The organism is Streptomyces sp. NPDC006259, from assembly GCF_042870975.1.
Taxonomy (GTDB): Bacteria; Actinomycetota; Actinomycetes; order Streptomycetales; family Streptomycetaceae; genus Streptomyces.
This window is the reverse complement of the sequence record NZ_JBIAHY010000004.1, coordinates 614,626-636,875: the sequence shown is the minus strand read 5'-3', so window position 1 is coordinate 636,875 and position 22,250 is coordinate 614,626. Positions and strand designations below refer to the sequence as shown.

20 protein-coding genes are annotated in these 22,250 nt (G+C 72.3%); 9 read left to right on the top strand and 11 right to left on the bottom strand.

Annotated features, from left to right (window positions below; all coding sequences use genetic code 11):
* The first annotated feature begins 381 nt into the window (after window positions 1-381).
* The gene (locus ACFYO5_RS19495; protein WP_388710043.1) at window positions 382-3,066 is read left to right on the top strand and encodes a DEAD/DEAH box helicase; all 2,685 of its coding nucleotides are present in this window, start codon (window positions 382-384) and stop codon (window positions 3,064-3,066) included.
* A 143-nt stretch (window positions 3,067-3,209) separates the two neighbouring features.
* Window positions 3,210-4,085 (top strand): alpha/beta fold hydrolase, encoded by an 876-nt coding sequence (locus tag ACFYO5_RS19490; protein WP_388710438.1) that lies wholly within the window; start codon window positions 3,210-3,212, stop codon window positions 4,083-4,085.
* A gap of 202 nt (window positions 4,086-4,287) precedes the next feature.
* Here the strand turns inward: ACFYO5_RS19490 and ACFYO5_RS19485 are convergent, their stop codons facing one another.
* A complete protein-coding gene (locus ACFYO5_RS19485) occupies window positions 4,288-5,193 on the bottom strand; it encodes an NYN domain-containing protein (RefSeq protein WP_388710436.1) in 906 nt (301 codons plus the stop codon).
* A gap of 232 nt (window positions 5,194-5,425) precedes the next feature.
* Between ACFYO5_RS19485 and ACFYO5_RS19480 the strand changes: the two genes are divergently transcribed.
* Entirely contained in the window at window positions 5,426-5,578 is a 153-nt protein-coding gene (locus ACFYO5_RS19480; protein ID WP_007384531.1) for a hypothetical protein, read from the top strand.
* 79 nt (window positions 5,579-5,657) lie between these two features.
* Here ACFYO5_RS19480 and ACFYO5_RS19475 read toward each other — a convergent pair whose 3' ends face one another.
* The 3 genes from ACFYO5_RS19475 to ACFYO5_RS19465 form a co-directional block, all read right to left on the bottom strand.
* Complete coding sequence (locus ACFYO5_RS19475) at window positions 5,658-6,263, bottom strand: MarC family protein (protein WP_388710040.1); 606 nt, start codon at window positions 6,261-6,263, stop codon at window positions 5,658-5,660.
* 51 nt (window positions 6,264-6,314) lie between these two features.
* Complete coding sequence (locus tag ACFYO5_RS19470; RefSeq protein ID WP_388710038.1) at window positions 6,315-7,172, bottom strand: PHP domain-containing protein; 858 nt, start codon at window positions 7,170-7,172, stop codon at window positions 6,315-6,317.
* Between the two features lie 212 nt (window positions 7,173-7,384).
* Window positions 7,385-8,026, bottom strand: a complete 642-nt coding sequence (locus ACFYO5_RS19465) for a DUF6758 family protein (RefSeq protein ID WP_356566234.1) — start codon at window positions 8,024-8,026, stop codon at window positions 7,385-7,387.
* Between the two features lie 158 nt (window positions 8,027-8,184).
* Between ACFYO5_RS19465 and ACFYO5_RS19460 the strand changes: the two genes are divergently transcribed.
* On the top strand, window positions 8,185-9,408 hold the full coding sequence (locus ACFYO5_RS19460) for an MFS transporter (protein WP_388710035.1): 1,224 nt from the start codon (window positions 8,185-8,187) through the stop codon (window positions 9,406-9,408).
* A gap of 30 nt (window positions 9,409-9,438) precedes the next feature.
* Here ACFYO5_RS19460 and ACFYO5_RS19455 read toward each other — a convergent pair whose 3' ends face one another.
* The gene (locus tag ACFYO5_RS19455) at window positions 9,439-10,023 is read right to left on the bottom strand and encodes a suppressor of fused domain protein (RefSeq protein WP_388710033.1); all 585 of its coding nucleotides are present in this window, start codon (window positions 10,021-10,023) and stop codon (window positions 9,439-9,441) included.
* Window positions 10,024-10,544: 521 nt separating this feature from the next.
* Here ACFYO5_RS19455 and ACFYO5_RS19450 point away from each other — a divergent pair.
* Window positions 10,545-11,660, top strand: a complete 1,116-nt coding sequence (locus ACFYO5_RS19450; protein WP_388710031.1) for a magnesium and cobalt transport protein CorA — start codon at window positions 10,545-10,547, stop codon at window positions 11,658-11,660.
* 25 nt (window positions 11,661-11,685) lie between these two features.
* The gene (locus tag ACFYO5_RS19445; protein ID WP_388710029.1) at window positions 11,686-12,213 is read left to right on the top strand and encodes a hypothetical protein; all 528 of its coding nucleotides are present in this window, start codon (window positions 11,686-11,688) and stop codon (window positions 12,211-12,213) included.
* Between the two features lie 4 nt (window positions 12,214-12,217).
* Here ACFYO5_RS19445 and ACFYO5_RS19440 read toward each other — a convergent pair whose 3' ends face one another.
* The gene (locus tag ACFYO5_RS19440) at window positions 12,218-12,979 is read right to left on the bottom strand and encodes a hypothetical protein (protein WP_388710027.1); all 762 of its coding nucleotides are present in this window, start codon (window positions 12,977-12,979) and stop codon (window positions 12,218-12,220) included.
* Window positions 12,980-13,214: 235 nt separating this feature from the next.
* Between ACFYO5_RS19440 and ACFYO5_RS19435 the strand changes: the two genes are divergently transcribed.
* Genes ACFYO5_RS19435 through ACFYO5_RS19425 form a run of 3 tightly spaced genes read left to right on the top strand, consistent with a single transcriptional unit; the run spans window position 13,215 to window position 16,252 of the window.
* The gene (locus tag ACFYO5_RS19435; protein ID WP_388710025.1) at window positions 13,215-14,498 is read left to right on the top strand and encodes a magnesium transporter MgtE N-terminal domain-containing protein; all 1,284 of its coding nucleotides are present in this window, start codon (window positions 13,215-13,217) and stop codon (window positions 14,496-14,498) included.
* Window positions 14,488-15,075, top strand: coding sequence for a DUF1003 domain-containing protein (locus tag ACFYO5_RS19430; RefSeq protein WP_388710023.1), 588 nt, complete (start codon window positions 14,488-14,490; stop codon window positions 15,073-15,075). Before ACFYO5_RS19435 ends, ACFYO5_RS19430 begins: the two co-directional genes overlap by 11 nt.
* Window positions 15,076-15,118: 43 nt before the next feature.
* The gene (locus ACFYO5_RS19425) at window positions 15,119-16,252 is read left to right on the top strand and encodes an Mrp/NBP35 family ATP-binding protein (protein ID WP_388710021.1); all 1,134 of its coding nucleotides are present in this window, start codon (window positions 15,119-15,121) and stop codon (window positions 16,250-16,252) included.
* A gap of 100 nt (window positions 16,253-16,352) precedes the next feature.
* Here ACFYO5_RS19425 and ACFYO5_RS19420 read toward each other — a convergent pair whose 3' ends face one another.
* The 5 genes from ACFYO5_RS19420 to sigE all read right to left on the bottom strand — a co-directional run bounded on the left by ACFYO5_RS19420 (window position 16,353) and on the right by sigE (window position 22,202).
* A complete protein-coding gene (locus ACFYO5_RS19420; protein WP_388710019.1) occupies window positions 16,353-17,012 on the bottom strand; it encodes a hypothetical protein in 660 nt (219 codons plus the stop codon).
* Between the two features lie 179 nt (window positions 17,013-17,191).
* The gene (locus tag ACFYO5_RS19415; protein WP_388710017.1) at window positions 17,192-17,632 is read right to left on the bottom strand and encodes a sec-independent translocase; all 441 of its coding nucleotides are present in this window, start codon (window positions 17,630-17,632) and stop codon (window positions 17,192-17,194) included.
* A gap of 244 nt (window positions 17,633-17,876) precedes the next feature.
* Window positions 17,877-19,790 (bottom strand): trypsin-like peptidase domain-containing protein, encoded by a 1,914-nt coding sequence (locus ACFYO5_RS19410; protein WP_388710434.1) that lies wholly within the window; start codon window positions 19,788-19,790, stop codon window positions 17,877-17,879.
* Between the two features lie 667 nt (window positions 19,791-20,457).
* Entirely contained in the window at window positions 20,458-21,423 is a 966-nt protein-coding gene (locus ACFYO5_RS19405; protein WP_388710015.1) for a zf-HC2 domain-containing protein, read from the bottom strand.
* Window positions 21,420-22,202 carry an RNA polymerase sigma factor SigE gene (sigE, locus tag ACFYO5_RS19400; RefSeq protein ID WP_388710013.1) on the bottom strand — a complete coding sequence of 261 codons (783 nt, stop codon included), beginning with the start codon at window positions 22,200-22,202 and terminating at the stop codon, window positions 21,420-21,422. Before sigE ends, ACFYO5_RS19405 begins: the two co-directional genes overlap by 4 nt.
* Window positions 22,203-22,250 lie beyond the last annotated feature (48 nt).

The following is a 22,250-nucleotide window of genomic DNA, read 5'->3' as shown; positions in this document are numbered from 1 at the left end:
TGTGCGCGGATCCGGGGTATGGTGGTAATGCGCCTGCCGATGATTCGACGGGCTGCAGGTATGAGGATGCCCGGTCGGTGGCCCGATCGGCTCCGACCCGACAGCCCTCCCTGGCCGTACGGCACCTCGCGTACGACGACCGGAGGGAACCCCTCAGCGGTACGAACGCTAGAGCGTCGGCAGAGGTCCCGTGTCTTGCCGGTTTCGCCCAGAGGGCGACCGACGTCCCCGACACGGTCCGCCACGACCCCCGCGCTCGCCTCGCACCGCGCACACAGAAGAGGCAGCACCCTGACTACGTTCCGAGAGCTCGGGATCCTTCCCGAGACCGCCGAAGCCCTCGAAGCCGTCGGCATCATCACCCCCTTCCCCATCCAGGAAATGACGCTTCCCGTGGCCCTGACGGGCACGGACGTCATCGGACAGGCCAAGACGGGCACCGGCAAGACGCTCGGCTTCGGCCTTCCGCTCCTCGATCGCGTCACCGTCCCCGCCGACGTCGAGGCCGGTCGCGCCAAGCCCGAGGACCTGACCGACGCCCCGCAGGCGCTCGTCGTCGTCCCCACCCGCGAGCTGTGCACGCAGGTCACCAACGACCTGCTGACCGCGGGCAAGGTGCGCAACGTGCGCGTCCTCGCCATCTACGGCGGCCGGGCCTACGAGCCCCAGGTCGAGGCCCTCAAGAAGGGCGTCGACGTCGTCGTCGGCACCCCGGGCCGACTGCTGGACCTCGCGGGCCAGAAGAAGCTCGACCTCAAGCACATCCGCTCGCTCGTCCTCGACGAGGCCGACGAGATGCTCGACCTGGGCTTCCTGCCCGACGTCGAGAAGATCATCAACATGCTTCCGGTGAAGCGCCAGACCATGCTGTTCTCGGCGACCATGCCGGGCGCGGTCATCGGCCTCGCGCGCCGCTACATGTCGCAGCCGACGCACATCAACGCCACCTCGCCGGACGACGCGGGCCGGACCGTCGCGAACACCAAGCAGCACGTGTTCCGCGCGCACAACATGGACAAGCCCGAGATGGTCGCGCGCATCCTCCAGGCCGAGGGCCGCGGTCTGGTCATGGTGTTCTGCCGTACCAAGCGCACGGCGGCCGACCTGGCCGACCAGCTCCAGCAGCGCGGCTTCGCCTCCGGCGCGGTCCACGGCGACCTCGGCCAGGGCGCCCGCGAGCAGGCGCTGCGCGCCTTCCGCAATGGCAAGGTCGACGTCCTCGTCTGCACCGACGTGGCCGCCCGCGGCATCGACGTCGAGGGCGTGACCCACGTCATCAACTACCAGTCCCCCGAGGACGAGAAGACGTACCTGCACCGCATCGGCCGCACCGGCCGCGCGGGCGCCAAGGGCATCGCCGTCACCCTCGTCGACTGGGACGACATCCCGCGCTGGCAGCTCATCAACAAGGCGCTGGACCTGAAGTTCCCCGACCCGCCGGAGACGTACTCCACGTCCCCGCACTTCTTCGAGGCACTCGCCATCCCCGCGGGCACCAAGGGTGTCCTGCCGCGTTCGGAGCGCACGCGCGCCGGTCTCGACGCGGAGGAGATGGAGGACCTCGGCGAGCCGGGCGGCCGTGGTGGACGCGGCCGTAACGACCGGAACGACCGGGGTGACCGAGGCGACCGCCGCGGTGGCGGCCGCGACGAGTCGCGCTCCGCCGAGCGCGAGCGCCCCGCCCGTACGCCGCGCCGTCGCCGCCGCACCCGCAACGGCGAGCCCCTCGACGCGTCGGCCCCCGCCGGGACCGTCGCACCCGAGCAGACGCCCGCCGCGGAGGACGCGACCTCGTCGCGTACGCCGCGACGTCGGCGCCGGGGCCGTGCCGCGCAGGAGGTCGCCGCCGCGGCGTCCGTGACGCCGGTGGTCAGCGTCCCCGAGGCCGCTGAAGCGGTCGTGACGACCGTGGAGAGCCCGGCCCCCGACGCTTCGGACGCCGCCAAGCCGCGCCGCCGCCGTACCCGCAGGAACGCGGACGCGCCGGTCGGCGCGACGGGGACGGCGGTCGAGACCGTGGCCGGGACCACGGTGGAGATCCCCGCCCAGGCGCCCGCGGCGGAGGCCACCGTGGCCGAAGCCGCCGTCGACACGGCGGAGGCCACCGAGGCCAGGCCGCGCCGCCGTACCCGCAAGGCGACGGCCCCGGTCGAGGCCACGGCCGACGCCGCCGAGAGCGCCGCGGTGGCCACCGAGGCCGCGCCGCGTCGTACGCGCAAGACGACGGCTGCTCCGGCTGCCGAGGTCGCGGTCGACACGGCCGAGGCCACGGAGGCCAAGCCGCGCCGCACCCGCAAGACGGCCACCGCACCGGCCGCCGAGGACGCCACCGAGGCCAAGCCCCGCCGCACCCGCAAGGCCGCCCAGCCGGAGACGACGGCCACCGTCGACATCCCGGCCCAGGCCGCGCAGGAGCCCGAGGCCAAGCCCCGCCGCACCCGCAAGACGGCCACCGCACCGGCCGCCGAGGCCGCGGTAGACACGGCCGAAGGCACGGAGGCCAAGCCGCGCCGCACCCGCAAGGCGGCGGTCGCGACGGACGCCGCGGCGGACGTCGCCGAAGCGGTCGAGGTCAAGCCGCGCCGCACCCGCAAGACGGCGGCTGCCCCGGCCGCCGAGGTCGCGGTCGACACGGCCGAGGCCACGGAGGCCAAGCCGCGCCGCACGCGCAAGACGGCCACCGCACCGGCCGCCGAGGACGCCACCGAGGCCAAGCCCCGCCGCGCCCGTAAGACGGCGGCTGCCCCGGCCGCCGAGGCCGCGGTCGACACGGCCGAGGCCACGGAGGCCAAGCCGCGCCGCACCCGCAAGACGGCCACCGCACCGGCCGCCGAGGACGCCACCGAGGCCAAGCCCCGCCGCACCCGCAAGGCCGCCCAGCCGGAGACGACGGCCACCGTCGACATCCCGGCCCAGGCCGCGCAGGAGCCCGAGGCCAAGCCCCGCCGCATCCGCAAGACGGCGGCGGCTGCCCCGGCCGCCGAAGCCGGTGCCGCCGAAGAGGCGAAGCCGAAGGCCCGGCGCACGCGCAAGGCGACGGCCGCCGCGGAGTCCGCGGAGAGCTGATCGCCCGCAAGGGCACAGTCCGACGGCCCGGTCGCTCCCTGGTGGAGCGGCCGGGCCGTCGGCGTTCCGGCACCGGCGCCGTCCCTCGCCGGCCCCTCCTCGCGGGCCCCGTCGCCGTGGCCCGGTAGCCTCGGCGTGTGACCATGCCGACCGCCTTCACCCCGCCCCCCGGCGCTCGCGCGTACCCCCTGCGCACCGCGCGCGGCGAGTTCGCCGTCGTCGACTCGCCCGTGGCCGACGGTGTGGTGCCCCGGGGTGTCGCGCTGCTGCTGCCCGGGTTCACCGGCAGCAAGGAGGATTTCCACCTGCTGCACGAACCGCTCGCGGCGCGCGGGTACCGCACGGTCGCCGTGGACGGTCGCGGACAGAACGAGAGCGACGGTCCCGCGTTCGACGAAGCACCGTACGCGCAGGAGGAGTTGGCGCGGGACGTGCTCGCGCAGGCGGCCGCGCTCGGCACCCCGGTCCAGCTGGCCGGGCACTCCCTGGGCGGTCAGATCGCCAGGGCGGCCGTTCTGCTCGACCACTCCCCCTTCGTCTCGTTCACGCTGGTCGCGTCCGGCCCGGCGCGGATCTCCGAGTCGCAGCGGCAACGCGTGCGGCTGCTGCACGACGCGCTCGCGCTGATGACGATGCCCGAGGTGTGGGAGGCGATCCTGGCGATGGGCCCGCCGGAGGAAGTCGGCGGCCCGGCCCGCGGATTCGGCGATCCGGTGCTGCTGCGGCAGCGGTGGGTGAACCACAAGCCCGCGCAACTCCTGGCGACGGGTCGCCAGTTGCTGACCGAGCCGGACCGCGTCGCGGAACTCGCCGCCGTGCCGCTGCCGTTCCACGTCCTGTCGGGGGCGTACGACGACACCTGGCCGGTGACCGTCCTGGACGACATGGCGATGGAGCTGGGCGCGCACCGGACGGTCGTCGCGGGCGCCGAGCACTCCCCCAACCTGGACCAGCCTCTGCCGACGGCGCACGCGCTCGCGGACTTCTGGGACAAGATCCGCCCGGACGGGCACGGCTAGGGCGGCTCGTCCGGATCGGTCCGGTCGCGGACGTGCAAGCCCAGGGCTGCGCCGGATCCGTCCGGTCGCGGACGTGCACGACCACGACTGCTCCACATCGGCCGGCCCCGAACGGGCAAAGCCCAGGACTGCTCCGCATCGGCCCGTCCCGAACGGGCAAGCCCAGGACTGCTCCGCATCGGCCGGTCGCCGGACGGAGCGGCTAGTACTGCGTCTGCAGGTGCTCCCAGAACCCGTCCCGCAGTGCCCGCCTGAGGTCCGACTGGCCGCGCAGCGAGTACTGAAGCATGCCCTCCGCCTCCACGAGCAGGTCCTGGTCGACGGAGCCGGGCAGGTAGGGGTGGCCCGGCAGCAGTTCCACGAGGGACTCCCGGCCCCGTGCCGCCAGCCACTTCGCCGCGATCTGCGCGCCGACGAAGCGGACGTCGTCGCGGGTCGGCCGGGCCGCGCCGGCCGGCTCGTAGGTCTGGGCGGTGCGCCGTGAGACGTACGGCTTGAAGAAGTCGAGGTCGAGGGTGCGCTGGCTGTCGACCTCCCACAGCAGGGGTTCCGCCTGGTTGCGGCCCTCGGGGGCCTCGATGCCCCAGAGGTGGACCCGGGCGCCGTAGCCCTGAGCGGCCTCGACGGCGGAGACCAGGTCCTCGTCGCCGCCCAGCAGCGCGGCGTCGCTGATGGCGCGGTGCCGGGCGAGGGACTCCAGGTCGCTGCGGATCAGGGAGTCGACGCCCTTCTGCTGGTTGTTGGCGTTGAGGTTGCCCAGGCGGACCTTGACGTCGGGGAGTTCGGCGATGGACTGCTGCTCGACGGTGTGGATGCGGCGGCGGGCGCCGTCGTACCAGTAGACGCGCAGCAGCCGGCTGTCCGCGAAGATCGTGCGGGCGCGGTCGATGAGCGCGTCGATCAGGCCCTCGGCGTCGAGGTCGAAGGCCCGGCGGTCCTCGGTCCCGGCGACGAGCCGGCCCGCCGCCGCGTAGAGGTACCCGGCGTCGACGAAGATCGCATGGGTCGAGGGTGTCTTCGCCACCTCGGCGAGCATGCGGGTCAGCAGCTCGTTGGTGCGGTCGATGCGGGCGGCGAGGGCCGGGAGGTCGTCGTTCATCGCGTCCATTGTCCCGGCGGTCACGCTGCGAACACAACCGGTCCCGCTCGGTCCGGGCACGCGCCGTCATCGATCACGGCGGGTCCCCTGTCGGGCGTCGGCGACCCCGCTCCCTTACCGGTGAGTAATTAGGCGTTCGAAAAATTTCTTTAGCGTAGGGAATGTTTGTAACACGGGAGCGGTTGACTCCTCATGTACAGCAATTCTCCTCAGGAGGATGACCAGACGAAGGGAGAAGCCCATGCGCTTCGAAATCATGCGACTCGACGACGTCGACGGCACGCCCGTGGACAGCACCGTCGTGGACGCCGCCTCCGTCAACCGGATCGTTCAGCAGGCCGCCGCCATCGGGCAGCGGCTGTGGATCCGTCCGGCCGACACCTCGGCCTCGTAACACCACGGAGCCACACACAGACTTCAGAGCCCCCCACGGCACGATGCCGTAGGGGGCTCTGCGCGTACCGGCGGCCGGCTCAGGTTCCTTGGACCACCTGTGTGACGCCGTTGATGATCTGCTGTACGGCGATGGCGGAGAGCATCATTCCGGCGAGGCGCGTCACCAGGACCACGCCGCCGTCCTTGATGACCCGGATGATCAGCAGCGAGTAGCGCATCACCACCCACAGCACGGCATGGATGGCGAGGATGGCCGTCCACACCGACACCTGCGTGACGGCGCTGTCGGCCTTCTGCACGGCCAGGATGACCGACACGATCGCACCCGGCCCGGCCAGCAGCGGCATGCCGAGCGGGACCAGCGCCACATTGACGTCCTTGGTCTGCTTGGGCTCGTCGGTCTTGCCGGTCAGCAGGTCGAGGGCGATCAGCAGGAGCAGCAGTCCGCCCGCGATCATCAGGGCGGGCACGGACACATGCAGGTAGTTCAGGATCTGGTGGCCCAGGAGCCCGAAGACGGCGATGACACCGCCGGCCACGCAGACGGCCTGGAAGGCCATCCTCTTCTGCACCTTGGCGGGGCGCCCGGCGGTCAGCGCGAGGAAGATCGGGGTGATCCCGGGGGGATCCATGATGACGAAGAGCGTGAGGAAGAGAGAGCCGAAGACGGCAACGTCGAACATCGGTACGAGAGCCTTGCGAAAGAGGTGAAGGGTGACGGATCGGGGTGGGCCTCAGGCTCCGCCGGCCCCCGGCACCGGGAACGCGCCGGTCGCGCGCCGGGTGATCTCCCCGTAGACCTCGGGGTCCGTCGTGTACTCGCCGAGCGTGCACGTCTTGCGGCTGCCGTGGTAGTCGCTCGACCCGGTCACGAGAAGCCCCAGGTCGGCGGCGAGCCCGCGCAGTCGCGCCCGGGTGTCGTCGTCGTGGTCCATGTGGTCGACCTCGATGCCGTCGAGGCCGGCGGCGGCCAGCTCGGCGATCGCGGACTCCGGCACCGTACGGCCCCGCTTGCTCGCGGCCGGGTGGGCGAAGACGGTCACGCCGCCGGCCGCCTTGACCAGCCGGATCGCCTCGAAGGGGTCAGTCTCGTGCTTCTCGACGTAGGCCCGGCCGCCGTCGGACAGCCAGTTCTGGGTGAACGCGTCGTTCACGGTCGGCACGACGCCGAGTTCGACGAGCGCGGTGGCCACGTGCGGACGTCCGACGGAGCCCTCCCCCGCGATCCGCGCGACCTGCTCCCAGGTGACGGGCACGCCCAGCTCGTTGAGCCTGGTGACCATCGCGCGCGCCCGCGGCACCCGGTCGTCGCGCACCAGCTCGCGCTCGGCGAGCAGGGCGGGCTCGTCGGGGTCGAAGAGGTAGGCCAGCATGTGCATGCTGATCCCGTCGAGACGGCAGGACAGCTCGGCGCCCGTGACGAGGGTGAGACCCCGCGGCAGCGCGGCGATCGCCTCGGCGTGTCCACGGGTGCTGTCGTGGTCGGTCAGCGCGACGACGTCCAGTCCGGCCGCGGCGGCGTTGCGCACCAGCTCGGCCGGGGTGTCCGTACCATCGGAAGCCGTGGAGTGGCAGTGCAGGTCGATGCGCACGACGCGGACTCCAAGCGGTGACGGGCGGACGGGGACGCTCAAGGATAACCGGATTTCCGGACTCCCCTGTCACACCCGAACCTCCGGAGCACCCCCTACACCTGGGGAGCGCCGACCGGACCCGGACCGGACCGGGAGAGCACCCCCGGACCTGCGGACCCCACCTCAGCGCGACCGCGCACCGCCGGGTCCTTCCCGCACCGGGAACACCCCTACGGTTTCAGCAGTCGCGGCGAAAGCGCCCCGCACGGCACCAGCTCGACCTCCGCGCCCGCGTCGCGCAGATCGGTCAGCACCAGCTCGTCGTACATCAGCAGCCCCGACTGCTCGGGCCACACGACGGCCCACAGCCACAGCCCGCGCGCCTCGCCCGCGAAGACCGCGCGGTCGTCCGGAGCGCCGTTGACCAGCCAGAGCGGGGTGGGGCGGCCGGCTGCGAGGACCTTGGCCTGGGGCGGCTTCTCCACGTTCATGTGGGGGCCGGGATCGGGGCCGTCCATCCCGGCGTACCGTGCGCCGAGTCCGACGCCCAGCTCCTCGGCGACGAGGATCAGCTCCCCCATGCCGCCGACCGGGCCGGGGCCCGTGCAGGCGACGGCGGAGGCGCGGCCGCCGCTGCGGTCGTCACCGGCGTAGGTCACGCCCGTGAACAGCCAGCCGACCGGCAGCGGCCACGGCATCCACACCGGCACCCGCGTGCGGTGCACGACGACGCTGAGGGCCTCGACGCTGGGCGGGATCACGGGCTGGAGCGGATGCACGGCCCCGTGCACATCGCACTGCCAGGAATCGGCGAAGAGGCCGGGAGCCCTGACCCGGCCACCACACTTCGGGCAACTGGGTTCGCCCCTCATAGAGCCCCACGGTCCTACCCGATCCGGCCCACGTCAAGGACGATCACCCGTCCGGGCGGAACCCCGTCCGGCCGGACCCAATGCATGTAACTTGCATTAGTTAGCTTGGCTAACTTAGTATGTGTAAATACCAACCAACTCTTGGGACGGGAGCAAGCATGGACCCCTTCGATGCGGGAGCCGGTGGCCTTCTGCGGCAGCCCAAGGCGGTCTGGGCGACCGCCGGCGCGTCCGTCGTCGCCTTCATGGGCATCGGACTCGTCGACCCGATCCTGCCCTCCATCGCCCGGGGGCTGGACGCCACGGCCGGCCAGGTCTCCCTCCTCTTCACCTCCTACTTCCTGATCACCGCGTTCGCGATGCTGGTGACCGGCTTCGTCTCCAGCCGGATCGGCGGTCGCAGGACCCTGCTGCTCGGTCTCGCCCTCGTCGTCGTCTTCGCGGGCCTGGCCGGCACCTCCGACACCGTCGGACAGCTCGTCGGCTACCGCGCGGGCTGGGGTCTCGGCAACGCGCTGTTCGTCTCCACCGCGCTGGCGGTGATCGTCGGCGCGGCGGCGGGCGGCAGCGCGGCGGCCATCCTGCTGTACGAGTCCGCCCTCGGCCTCGGCATGGCGTGCGGGCCCCTGCTCGGCGCGCTGCTCGGGGACGCCAGCTGGCGCTATCCGTTCTTCGGCACCGCGGTGCTGATGGCGATCGGCTTCCTGTGCGTCGCGGCGTTCCTGAAGGAGCAGCCGAGGCCGGCCCGCAGGACCTCGCTGCTGGACCCGCTCAAGGCGCTCGGCCACGGCGGTCTGGCCTCGGCGGCGGTCTCGGCGTTCTTCTACAACTACACGTTCTTCACCGTGCTGGCCTTCACGCCGTTCGTGCTGGACATGACGCCCTACAGGTCGGGCGCGGTGTTCTTCGCCTGGGGCCTGCTGCTCGCCGTCTTCTCGGTGCTGGTGGCCCCGCGGCTCCAGAAGCGGTTCGGGTCCCTGAAGGTGCTCGGCGGCTCCCTGCTGCTGCTCGCCGCCGACGTCCTGGTGCTCGGCTACGGCGACCACGCCACCGCCGTGCTCTGCACGATCCTGTCGGGCGCCTTCATCGGCGTGAACAACACCGTGTACACGGAGCTGGCGCTCGGCGTGTCGGACGCCCCGCGCCCGGTCGCGAGCGCCGGCTACAACTTCGTGCGCTGGTTCGCCGCGGCCGCCGCGCCGTTCTTCGCGCCGAAGATCGAGGAGTGGACCGACGTCCACGTCCCGTTCGTCGTCGCGGCGGTCACCGCCGTCCTCGGCGCGGTCGTGGTCGCCGTACGGCGGGAGGCGCTGACGCACCAGGCCGAGGAGCTGGAGCCCCGGCACGCGACCGAGGACGGGGTCACCGTCTTCGCCAACTGACAGCGCCCGGACGCCTGTCGGTGAGTTCGCTCACCCCAGGGGGACGGACCCGCGGGACGGATCCCGCAGGTCCGTCCCGTGCGTCAGCCACCGCTCCTGGAGGGCCTGGGCGCCGTGCACGCGCTTCCAGGCGGCCTCGTTGGGGGTCATCGGCAGCAGCGGCAGGAAGTGGACCGGGTCGAGGGGCTCGTCGAGGCCCAGGTCCTCGACCAGACCGCCGGGCTCGGCGACCAGTACGGAGGTGAACGGGGAGCCGGGCCACAGGGGTTCACCGACGTCGAGGGAGGCGCCGGGCGCCACGACGACGCCCTCGACCTGCGGGGAGGCGGCGAGCACGGCGAGCGGGCGGAGCACCTTGTCGGTGTCCGCCCGCCCGGCGCGCACGGACAGGACCAGCTCGGCGCGCGGCCCCTTGACCGGGTCGGCGAGCATCGCCGTGGGGTCGCTCATCGGCTGCGCGGACATGCCGAGCGTGGCGTAGCGGACGATGTCCCCCTCCTGGAAGCGGAGGACCTCGATGCGGTCCGTACCCAGGAAGGTGACCGCGGCACGGGCGTCCGGCTCGCCCAGCGCGCTGCGCAACCGGGCTTCGACCAGAGGAAGAACATCAGCCATGCCGCGAGCATAGAACTCGCCAGTACCGGGCAAAGCAGCGCCTTGACACTTCGGTCGGCTGATACTCTGGCCCGGCGGTTCGGGGCAGCACGCAGAAGCGTCGCCATCAAGCCCCGACGCCGAAGGTATTCCCTCACGGGGGACCGGCTGGAGGAGGTGGGGCTGTCATGGATCGAAGTCGACCGTGCAGTACCACTCGCTCTTCCCGCCGCTGACGTAGCTCTGGCTCCGGCCGACCGCCGCCTCTCGCGTTCGCTTCTTCACTCGGAAGAGCACTTCGTTTCGTTGTACCGGATCCGCCCGAGCTTCCTCGGTCCGCGCGATCCGTCTGATCTGAAGCAGTAGCCGAATCAGTAGCGAAACCCGCCACCGCGACGGTGCGGTGCTCCCCGCTTTGCGGACGTGCCAAACATCCTCTCCCTGCCTCGATGGGCGGGAAGGACCCTTGTCAGGACGTCCCCATTCCGGGTAGTTCCACCCGTCGTCGGCGCCTTTCGTTGCCCGTCGCGAAGGAGCCTGCCATGTCGATGATCCGCGACCTGCGTGCCGTGGTCCGCCCGTCCCGCCCCTCCCTGCGCAAGGAGAGCGGCGCGTACGACACCACGCGCGACCCGGCCACCCCCTCGGCCGTCGTCGACTGCGCCGTCTACCGCGACGGCGCCCGCGTCGAGACGGCGACGCCGCTGGCCCCGCACGAGGCGATGCGCCAGGTGCGCCGCGACGGCGGCTTCGTCTGGATCGGCCTGCACGAGCCGACGGAGAGTGAGTTCTCCGGCATCGCCCGGGAGTTCGGGCTGCACCCGCTGGCCGTGGAGGACGCGGTCCAGGCCCACCAGCGCCCCAAGCTGGAGCGCTACGACGACTCCCTGTTCACCGTCTTCAAGACCATCCACTACGTGGAGCACGACCAACTCGACGCCAACAGCGAGGTCGTGGAGACCGGCGAGGTCATGTGCTTCACCGGCAAGGACTTCTTCATCACCGTCCGGCACGGCGGCCAGGGCTCGTTGCGCGCCCTGCGGCACCGCCTCCAGGACGACCCGGAGCTGCTCGCCAGGGGCCCCTCCGCGGTGCTGCACGCGATCGCCGACCATGTCGTCGACGGCTACATCGCGGTCGCCGACGCCGTGCAGGACGACATCGACGAGGTCGAGACGGAGGTGTTCTCGCCGGGCCGCAAGGGCAGCCCGCGCGGCACCGACGCCGGCCGGATCTACCAACTCAAGCGTGAGGTACTGGAGTTCAAGCGCGCGGTGTCGCCGCTGCTGCGACCGATGCAGCTGCTGAGCGAGCGGCCCATGCGGCTGGTCGACCCCGACATCCAGAAGTACTTCCGCGACGTCGCCGACCACCTCGCACGGGTCCAGGAACAGGTCATCGGCTTCGACGAGCTGCTCAACTCGATCCTCCAGGCCAACCTCGCCCAGGCGTCCGTCGCGCAGAACGAGGACATGCGCAAGATCACGTCCTGGGCGGCCATCATCGCCGTACCGACGATGGTCTGCGGGGTGTACGGCATGAACTTCGACCACATGCCGGAGCTGCACTGGCGCTACGGCTATCCCATGATGATGTCGGTGACGGTGGCGCTCTGCGTGGGCATCCACCGCACGCTGAAGCGCAACGGCTGGCTCTGACGGGCGCCTGGATAGGGTGGGTCCCATGACACGCGAGCTGCTCGATCCGGCCCTCGTCGAGGAGGCCACCAAGAAGTCCGGCCTCATCTGGGTCGAGGCGGCCGGTGAACGGAGCGCACGGGCCCTGTGGCACGTGTGGCACGCGGGCGCGGCCCATCTCGTCGGCGACGGGCCCGGCGAGCAGCCGCTGCCGGGACTGGCGGACGGCGTGACGGCCGAGGTGACCGTCCGCAGCAAGGACAAGGGCGGCCGGCTGGTCACCTGGACCGCGCGGGTCGTCCAGCTCGCCCCCGGCACCGAGGCGTGGGAGGCGGCCGTCGCCGATCTCAAGGGCAAGCGGCTCAACGCGCCCGACGGCGAGGCGATGACCGGGCGCTGGGCGCGCGAGTGCCGGGTGGTCCGGCTGGAGCCCACCGGCGCCACGGCCGCGCTGCCCGACGGGGACCTGGCGGCGCCGCCGGTGCCGTCCCCGGCGACGACCCGTCAGCCGGTCCCGGCGGCCCTGCCGCGGCTGCTGCTGAAGAGGAAACCCAAGAAGGCCCCGCGCGCGTAGCCGGTCACGACGTCGGCAGTTCCTTGCCGTAGTCCACGGTCTCGCCCTTCGCCGGCTTCTCCAGGGCGAAGTCCCTGCCCCAGGCCGAGAAGGTCAGCGTGCCCGCCCCGCCCGCGCGCACCAGGCGCAGCGGGTACGGCTTGCCCTCCAGGGACACGTCCAGCGTGCCGCCGGAGCCCCCGTCGCCCGTGATGCGGATGGTGCGCACCCCGCCCTGCTCGTGGTGGCCGTCCTTGCCCAGCGAACCGTGCAGTGTCAGCACACTGTCGAGAAGGAGGTCCTTGTCCGTGAACCCGCTGAACTTCTTGTACGAGGGATCACCGGTCGGCACCTTCACGTACTTGTCGTCGAGTTTGCCCGCGGCCGCGGTGTCGGAGCCGCCGTCGTCGGACTTGCCGTCCTCGTGCTTCCAGAACGCGGCGTCCGCCTTGAGGTACAGCTCCTCGTCGACCCGCAGCAGGTGGAAGGTGGCGCCCCCGGCGGTGACCGACCCCGTGGCGCCGTCCGACTTCAGGCTCATGTCGAGCTTGTACGACTTCCCGCCGGCGACCACGCTCCCGGAGAGCCGCACCGCGTCCACCGCCGCGGCGGCCGTCTGCGTCCTCGCCTGGATCTTGTCGGCGGCCAGCTTGCCGACCCCGTTGGTTCCCGCGTCCGGGTCCTCGCCGCCGCACCCGGTGAGCCCCAGGCCCGTCACGGCCAGCGCGCACATCGCGCTCACCAGCGCGGCTCGGCGATGGGTACGGCCCTGGGTGATCGCAGTCACAGAGGGGGCTGCCTTTCTGCGGGAAACTCCTGAGCGGCGTACCGCAGCGTACCGGGGTCCGGGCAGGGGAACGGAGCCAGTCCGTCCGGACCCCTCACCAGCGCGTACCCGATCGGGACGGGCTAGCCTTAAGCCCGCACGAGCGGGCATTTGCGAAAAGAACCTCACCCGCGACACCGCGGGGAGCACGACGGCGAACACCCCGTACGAGCGCGTACGAGAAGGAGGTCCGGACATGGCTGCGGGCGCCCCCCGGATCTTCGTCTCCCACCTGGCCGGAGTCGCCGTGTTCGACCCGGCCGGCGACACCGTGGGGCGGGTGCGTGACCTGGTCGTCATGCTGCGGGTCGGCCGCAAGCCGCCCAGGCTGCTCGGGCTGGTCGTCGAACTCACCACCCGGCGCCGGATCTTCCTGCCGATGACCCGGGTGACCAGCATCGAGTCCGGCCAGGTCCTCAGCACCGGAGTGCTGAACGTGCGCCGCTTCGAACAGCGGCCCACCGAGCGGCTCGTCTTCGGCGAGCTGCTCGACCGGCGCGTCACGCTCGCCGAGACCGGCGAGGACGTCACCGTCCTCGACCTGTCCGTGCAGCAACTGCCGGCCCGCCGGGACTGGGAGATCGACCGGATCTTCGTGCAGAAGGGCAGGAAGTCGGGTGCCTTCCGGCGCGGCAAGGGCGAGAAGCTGACCGTGGAGTGGTCGGCGGTCACCGGCTTCTCCCTGGAGGAGCACGGGCAGGGCGCCGAGAGCCTCCTCGCCACCTTCGAGCAGCTGCGCCCGGCCGACCTGGCGAACGTCCTGCACCACCTGTCCGCCAAGCGCCGCGCGGAGGTCGCCGCCGCCCTCGACGACGACCGGCTCGCCGACGTCCTGGAGGAGCTGCCGGAGGACGACCAGATCGAGATCCTCGGCAAGCTGAAGGAGGAGCGCGCCGCGGACGTCCTGGAGGCCATGGACCCCGACGACGCGGCCGACCTGCTCTCCGAGCTGCCCGAGGAGGACAAGGAGCGGCTGCTGAGCCTGATGGAGCCGGACGACGCCGCTGACATGCGCCGTCTGATGGCGTACGAGGAGCACACGGCGGGCGGTCTGATGACGACCGAGCCGATCGTGCTGCGGCCGGACGCGACCGTCGCCGACGCCCTCGCCCGCGTCCGCAACCCCGACCTCTCCCCCGCCCTCGCCGCCCAGGTGTACGTGTGCCGTCCACCCGACGACACCCCCACCGGCAAGTATCTGGGCACCGTCCACTTCCAGCGGCTCCTGCGCGACCCCCCGTACACCCTGGTCAGCTCGATCCTCGACGACGACCTCCAGGCGCTCGCCCCGGACGCGGCGCTGCCCGTGGTCGCCGGGTTCTTCGCGACGTACGACATGGTCGCGGCGCCCGTCGTCGACGAGGCGGGCTCGCTGCTCGGCGCGGTGACCGTGGACGACGTACTGGACCACATGCTGCCCGAGGACTGGCGGGAGACGGAGTTCCACCTGGCCGAGGGGGAGGTGCCCGATGGCTCCTGACCGTGACCCCGCCCGCGCCGAGCGGACCCCGACCGGCGCCACGGCGGCGACCCGCCCCCGCGTCCGGCTGGACCAGCCGCGTCCGCCCAGGCGGCGGATCCTGCCCGAGTGGGACCCGGAGGCCTTCGGACGGCTGTCGGAGCGCATCGCCCGGTTCCTGGGCACCGGACGCTTCATCGTCTGGATGACGATCGTCATCATCGTGTGGGTGCTGTGGAACATCTTCGCCCCACGCGACCTGCGCTTCGACAACTATCCCTTCATCTTCCTCACGCTGATGCTGTCGCTCCAGGCCTCCTACGCGGCCCCGTTGATCCTGCTCGCGCAGAACCGCCAGGACGACCGCGACCGGGTCAACCTGGAGCAGGACCGCAAGCAGAACGAGCGGTCCATCGCGGACACCGAGTACCTCACCCGGGAGATCGCCGCCCTGCGGATCGGGCTCGGCGAGGTCGCCACCCGGGACTGGATCCGCTCCGAACTCCAGGACATGGTGAAGGAGCTGGAGGGGGCGCGCGACGGCCATGTCGTATTCCCGGCAGACCGGTCGCGCGGACGTGACGTAGACGACCGCTGACGGGCATGCCGAGGGTCGCGCGGGGCGCCGTACCATCGTCCTTATGGCTACGGAAGACGCGGTGCGTGAAGCACTGGCGACGGTGAACGACCCCGAGATCAACCGCCCCATCACCGAACTCGGGATGGTCAAGTCGGTGGACATCGGGGCGGACGGAGCGGTCGCGGTCACCGTGTACCTGACGGTCTCCGGCTGCCCGATGCGCGAGACGATCACGCAGCGCGTCACCGACGCGGTCTCCGCGGTCGACGGCGTCACGCGGGTCGACGTGACCCTGGACGTGATGAGCGACGAACAGCGCAAGGAACTGGCGAGCGCGCTGCGCGGCGGCCAGACCGAGCGCGAGGTGCCCTTCGCCAAGCCCGGCTCGCTCACGCGCGTGTACGCGGTCGCGTCCGGCAAGGGAGGCGTCGGCAAGTCGTCGGTCACGGTGAACCTGGCCGCGGCGATGGCGGCCGACGGTCTGAGGGTGGGTGTCGTCGACGCCGACATCTACGGCCACAGCGTGCCCCGCATGCTCGGCGCGGACGGCCGTCCCACCCAGGTCGAGAACATGATCATGCCGCCGTCGGCGCACGGCGTGAAGGTCATCTCGATCGGCATGTTCACGCCGGGCAATGCCCCGGTCGTCTGGCGCGGCCCGATGCTCCACCGGGCGCTCCAGCAGTTCCTGGCCGACGTGTACTGGGGCGACCTCGACGTCCTGCTGCTCGACCTCCCGCCGGGCACCGGCGACATCGCCATCTCGGTGGCCCAGCTGGTCCCGAACGCGGAGATCCTGGTCGTGACGACGCCGCAGCAGGCCGCCGCCGAGGTGGCCGAGCGGGCGGGTTCCATCGCCGTCCAGACCCACCAGAAGATCGTCGGCGTCGTCGAGAACATGTCCGGGCTGCCCTGCCCGCACTGCGGCGAGATGGTCGACGTCTTCGGCACCGGCGGCGGCCAGTCCGTCGCGGACGGCCTGACCCGCACCACGGGCGCCTCGGTGCCGGTCCTCGGCTCCATCCCCATCGACGTCCGGCTGCGCGAGGGCGGCGACGAGGGCAAGCCGGTCGTCCTCACCGACCCGGACTCCCCGGCGGGCTCCGCCCTGCGGGCCATCGCGGGCAAACTGGGCGGCCGTCAGCGCGGTCTCTCGGGCCTGTCCCTGGGGATCACCCCGAAGAACAAGTTCTGACCTGCGGGCTCCGACCCGCCGTACGAACCCGATTCCCGACCGTCGTACGACAGCGGGGGCGCCGTCGGTCAGGACCGCGCCCCCGTCGCCGTCACCGCGGCTACTCGTACGCGGCGATGTCCTTGATCACGGCGAAGCCGAGCCCGTACGCGCTCATGCCCCTGCCGTACGCCCCCACGTGCACGCCCTCCTGCGTCGAGCCGGCCAGCACCCAGCCGAACTCGGACTCGCGATAGTGGAAGGGGGTCGGCACGCCGTCGACCGGCAGGGACAGCGTGGACCAGTCCGAGCCGGACAGGTCGTCGGCCAGCACCCACGCCGTCTCGGTCTGCTGGTCCAGCCAGTCGTCGCGCAGGCTGTGGTCCATCTGCCCCGGCCAGGTGAAGGACAGCAGCCCCACACCCGCCAGCCAGGCCGCCGAGGACACCGAGGTGGCCTCCAGCAGTCCGGTGCCGTCCGCGCTGCGCCGGACGGGATTCGCGGCGACGGTCACGACCACGGCGAACTTCCCGCGGTCCTCCCCGGCCGTCTCGTGCCGTACGGAGGGCTCGTCACCGTGCCCGATCGAACCGTGCTCGACGGCACCGTCGGCCGCCGTACCGACCTGCATCAGCCAGCGCGGTCCCGTGAAGGCCTCGTCGAGGCCGTACCACGGGAAGGACGCCTCCAGGTAGCCGTCGACCGTGCGCCGGGCGGAGGGGACCTGTTGTCCGCCCTCCGCGGCCGACGCCTGTTCGACTGCCCGACTCGTCGTCTCCATGTACCCGGACGCCTCCTTGCTCTAGCCGGACCGTACGGCCCGCCCCCCTTCGGGCGGCGTCGCCCTTGTGGGTACGGCCCGCACAACAACCAGGCAGCATAGCCACCCCGCTCGTGACTGGGGGGAAGCCGCCCGGCGCGTGAGGCGTGCGCCCCCTCACATCCGGGGGCGCGGGTGACTCAGGTGGCGTCCGCGTCGAAGGGCGGGCGGTCGTCCTTGCCCGGCTCCTCCGGCTTCTTCACCATGTCGATCCGGCCGCCGGACGAGGAGGCCGAGGAGGACGACGAGGACTCCTGTTCGCGGGCCTGCACGGCGTCCGTGACCTCGGCCATCTCCTTCTTGAGGTCGAAGCCGTTGCGGATCTCCTTGAGCCCCAGGTCCTCGTTGTCCAGCTGCTTGCGGAGGAAGGTCTTGGGGTTGAGGTCCTCGAACTCGAAGTCCTTGAACTCCGGGCCGAGTTCCTGCCGGATGTCCTGCTTGGCGCTCTCGGAGAACTCACGGATCTTCCGGACCGTGCGCATCACGTCCTGGATGACCTTCGGGAGCTTGTCCGGACCGAAGACGAGCACGGCCAGGACGACGATCGTCACCAGCTCGAGCGCACCTATGTCATTGAACACCTGAAGCTCCTTGCGATGTCCGCGGTCCGCGGTCCTCGGTGGCCCTGGTGGCCCTCGGTGGTCAGTGCGGGTCTTCCGTGGTCCGGGCCGGGTCCACGGTACCTGTCGCACCTGTCCGACCGGTACCGTCCCGAGGTGTCCGACTGGTCGTGGGCGACCTGTTTTCCGCGTTGTTTGCCTGATGGGGCCAGGCGTCGGCGTCCGAAGTGTGAGGTATCCGGCAATCGTGGGGTGACCGGCCGGTTCAGCCGCTGTCGGAGGAGCCGAGGACGAGGGACAGGGCGCGTTCCTTGCCGTCGCGTTCGACGGTCAGTTCCAGGCGGTCGCCGGGGCGGTGTGCGCGGGTCCTGACGATCAGTTCCTCGCCCGAGTGGACGCGTCGGCCGTCGACCGCGGTGATGACGTCCCCCGGCCGGATGCCGGCCCTGTCGCCGGGGCCGCCCGCGGTCACCGGATCGCTTCCGCCACCGTTCTCGGTGCCGACCCGGGCGCCGTCGCCCGCGTAGTCCATGTCGAGGGTCACGCCGATGACGGGGTGGGTCGCCCGGCCCGTGTTGATCAGTTCCTCGGCGACGCGTTTGCCCTGATTGACCGGGATGGCGAAGCCCAGGCCGATCGAGCCGGCCCGGCCGCCGTCGGAGTCGCTGCCGTCGGCGGCGGACCGGATGGCCGAGTTGATGCCGATGACGTGGCCCTGCGTGTCGAGGAGGGGGCCACCGGAGTTGCCGGGGTTGATGGGCGCGTCGGTCTGCAAGGCGTCCACGTACGACACGTCGCTCCCGTCGCCGCTGCCGCCGCCGGCGGTGATGGGCCGCTCCCTGGCGCTGATGATGCCCGAGGTGACGGTGCCCGCCAGGTCGAAGGGGGCGCCGATGGCGACGACCGGGTCACCGACCCGCACGTTGTCGGAGTTGCCGAGGGGCAGGGGCTCGAGACCGCGCACGCCGGTCACCCTGACCACCGCGAGGTCGTATCCGCTGTCCTTGCCGACGACCTCGGCCTCGGCGGTCTGGCCTCCGTTGAAGGTGACCGATATCTCGCCGCCGGACCCGGCGGGCTCGACGACGTGGCTGTTGGTCAGGATGTGCCCCCGCGTGTCGAGCACGAAGCCGGTGCCGGTGCCGGCCTCCGCACTGCCGCTGACGTGCAGGGTGACGACGCCGGGCAGGGCACGGGCGGCGATCCCGGCGACACTGTCCGCGTCCCGGCCGCCCGGCACGACGGGGGCCTGCGGCAGCTCCACCGCCGCCACCCCGCCGTTCCGCTCCAGATACACGCCGACGCCCCCGCCGACGCCCCCGGAGACCAGAGCCACCAGCAAGGCCCCACCGACCAGCCCCCGACGCCTACGCCTGCGCCGCTGCTCCACGCTGAGGACGGCACCCCCGGTCTGCTGGAGCGGCCCGGCCCCGAGGGGAGCGGCCGCCCAGGGGTCATAGCGACGCCAGGGGTCGGCGGGGGCTTGGGAGGAGGAGTCGGCGGGGGCCTCGGGGGAGGCGGGGGGCACGGACGGGGCGGCGGGTGCCTCGGGGGAGGCGGGGCTGCTGTGGGAGGCCGCGGGTTGGTCGGAGACGGGCGCGAGAGGGACGCCGTGTGCCGGTGGGGGCGTCCCGAAAGCCGCCGCGCCGGGAACACCGGACGCGGGCGGCGGCGTCTCGGGAGCCACCGCGTCGGGAATGGGCATGTCGGCGACTGGCGGGGCCACGTCGAGCGCGGGCTCGGCGGGAACACCGGTCGCGAGTGGGGGCGGGAGCGGGGGCGTCTCGGGAGCCACCGCGCCTGGAGCGGACCTGCCGACGACTGGCGGATCCACGTCGAGCGCAGGCCCGACAGGAACACCGGTCGCGGGCGGGGGCGGGAGCGGGGGCGTCTCGGGAACCACCGCGCCTGGAGCGGACCTGCCTGGGACTGGCGGATCCACGCCGCGCGCAGGCCCGACAGGCGTCTCGGGAACCACCGCGCCTGGAGCGGACCTGCCTGGGACTGGCGGATCCACGCCGAGCGCAGGCCCGACAGGAACACCGGTCGCGAGCGGGGGCGAGGGCGGGGGCGTCTCGGGAACCGCCGCACCGGGCACCGGCGCCCCGCCGGACTCCGCAGCTACGGCGCCCGGCACGGGCGAGGGCACGCCGTAGGCCACCGCGCCCGGAACGGGCATGCCGACGGCAGGCGGGGCCACGCCGAACACCGGCGCAGCGGGAACGCCGGGCGGGAACGGTGGCACCTCGGGGAGGCCCGTACCGCGCACGTCGGCGACACCGGGCGTCGGCACCGTCGCCCCGGAGGCGGCCGTGGCGGAGGTCGGTGACGCGGCCGGGTGCTGGACGGGCGGTGCGGGCGCCCAGGGGCCCGGTTCGCCGTAGGGAGGGGTGCTGTAGGGGTCGGGGTCGTGCAGGGGCTTGGGACGGTCGGTGACGGCAGGAACGTGGGACGCGGGGTCGGTCGACGGCGGTGACTGCGTCTCGTCCCCGGCGAGCGGCCGGAGCGCGGTGTCAGCCGGCTCCATTGCCTCCCCCGACGACAGCTGCGAGGGACCGGCCACCGGGGCCCCCGGGCCCACGGCAACTTGGGGACGGGCCAGTTCGAAGTCGCCCTGGGCGACGGCGTCCCACGCAGGCCCGCTCGACCGCTCGGCGGCCTCCCGCCCGGCGGGGCTTCCGCCGGGGACCTCGCCACCCGCGGGCACACTCGGCTCGTCCCCGGACACCCGCCCGGCAGGGCTCTCTGTGGGCTTGCCCTCGTTCATGCTCTCCCCGTGCTCAGGCTCGCACTCCGCCCCGCGTCGCATGGGCGCGATTCACCCTGGATTCAACCAGGTTCGCGGGTCAGTGGGCCTGGTGCGGGGGCGGGGTCGGGGCGGACGTGGGCTTGGGGACCGGTGCGGCGAGCAGGCCGGGGGAGGTGATGCCCGGGGTGGTGGTCCAGGAGGTCAGCGAGACCGGTGGGGTCGTGCCGAGCGGGCGTATGAGAGGGGACATGGCGGCGGCGCCGGCCATCACGGGGGTGGTCAGCCGGTGCAGTGGCGCCTGCTCGGGGTGGACCGCCGGGGACGGCACTCCGGGCAGCAGCGGTGCGGAGACCTGGGTCGGGACCAGCGGGGTCTCGCCGAGCATCTGCCCACCCTGGGCGAGCAGGGGTCCGACGCCACGGCGGCGCTGGCTCTCGGGGCTCGTCGCAGAGCCGCCGCCCGGCGTGCGGGCCGGTGTCACATTGCTGCCCGCGCCGGTGCCGCCACGGGCGTCCGTGTCGGCCGGGACGCCGGTGTTCATGCCGCCCAGGGCGATCGCTGCCAGCGACACCGCGCCGGCGGCGACGAAGGCGAACCTCAGCCCCCGCGAACGCTCGGCGTCGGAGCGGCCGACCCCATGGATACGGAAGGCTCGCTCGGCTGAGGGCGTCAGCACGGAGCCGTGGTCGCGCGCCGGGATGTAGCCGAACTCGAACGGCTCCGCCCGCTTGGCTCCGAAGACTCCGAACGCTCCGGGGCGGGCCCCGAATCTGTCGCCGAAGCCTCCTCCTGCGAGCGGCGGCAGGCCGTCGTCGTCCGGGTCGCCTCCCCCGGGCAGCCCTTGCAGGCGCGCCAGGAAGCTTTCGGATGGGGCGGGCGGGGCCACTTCGGCGAAGACGTTCTTCAGTCGGCGCTGTGCGTCGACCTCCGCCTTGCACTTGGGGCAGGTCGCCACGTGCGCCAGCACGCGTTCACGGGTGTCATGGCCCAGCTCGCCGTCCACCAGGGCGGAGAGCCGGTCACCGAGATGCTGTTCGGCCGGGGTAGGACGGGTTCCACTCACGCGGTCGCGCCCCCTCCCCCCAGAGCGGGGACACGGGCCACGAACGAGCGACGCTCGGAGCGCGCCTCGGGCGAGCGGTGGGCCAGTGCCTTGCGCAGCTGCGAACGGCCGCGGTGGATACGCGAGCGGACCGTGCCCAGCTTGACGCCGAGGGTCGCGGCGATCTCCTCGTACGACAGTCCTTCGATGTCGCACAGGACGACCGCGGCGCGGAACTCGGGCGCGAGGGTGTCGAGGGCCTGCTGGACGTCCGCGTCGAAGTGGGCGTCGTTGAAGAGTTGCTGCGGGTTGGGTTCCTTGCTGGGCAGCCGCTCCGCCGCGTCATCGCCGAGCGAGTCGAAGCGGATGCGCTGCTTGCGGCGGACCATGTCCAGGAAGAGGTTGGTGGTGATGCGGTGCAGCCAGCCCTCGAAGGTGCCCGGGGTGTACGTCGACAGCGAGCGGAAGACGCGGACGAACACCTCCTGGGTGAGGTCCTCGGCATCGTGCTGGTTACCGGTGAGGCGGTAGGCGAGCCGGTACACGCGGCCGCTGTGCATGCTGACGATCTCCTCCCACGTGGGCGGAGTCCACGCCTGCCCGTCCGCGTCGGTGGAGAAGGTCGCGGTCTGGGCCGGGCCGGCACCAGGGCCGGCGGCGTGACTGTGGTCAGCGGTGTCGTTCACGGATTTCGGCCTGCCTGCCGAACCGAGAAAGCGCCGCAGCGCTCCTCCCCGATCCACGGGCGCGGCCGCACCTCCCCTGTCGGCTCTGGTGGTGTCCAGCGGAGCCCCTACCATAGCCACCTCGCCCGTTAGCTCCGGATAAGCGGTTTTACGAGAGATTGA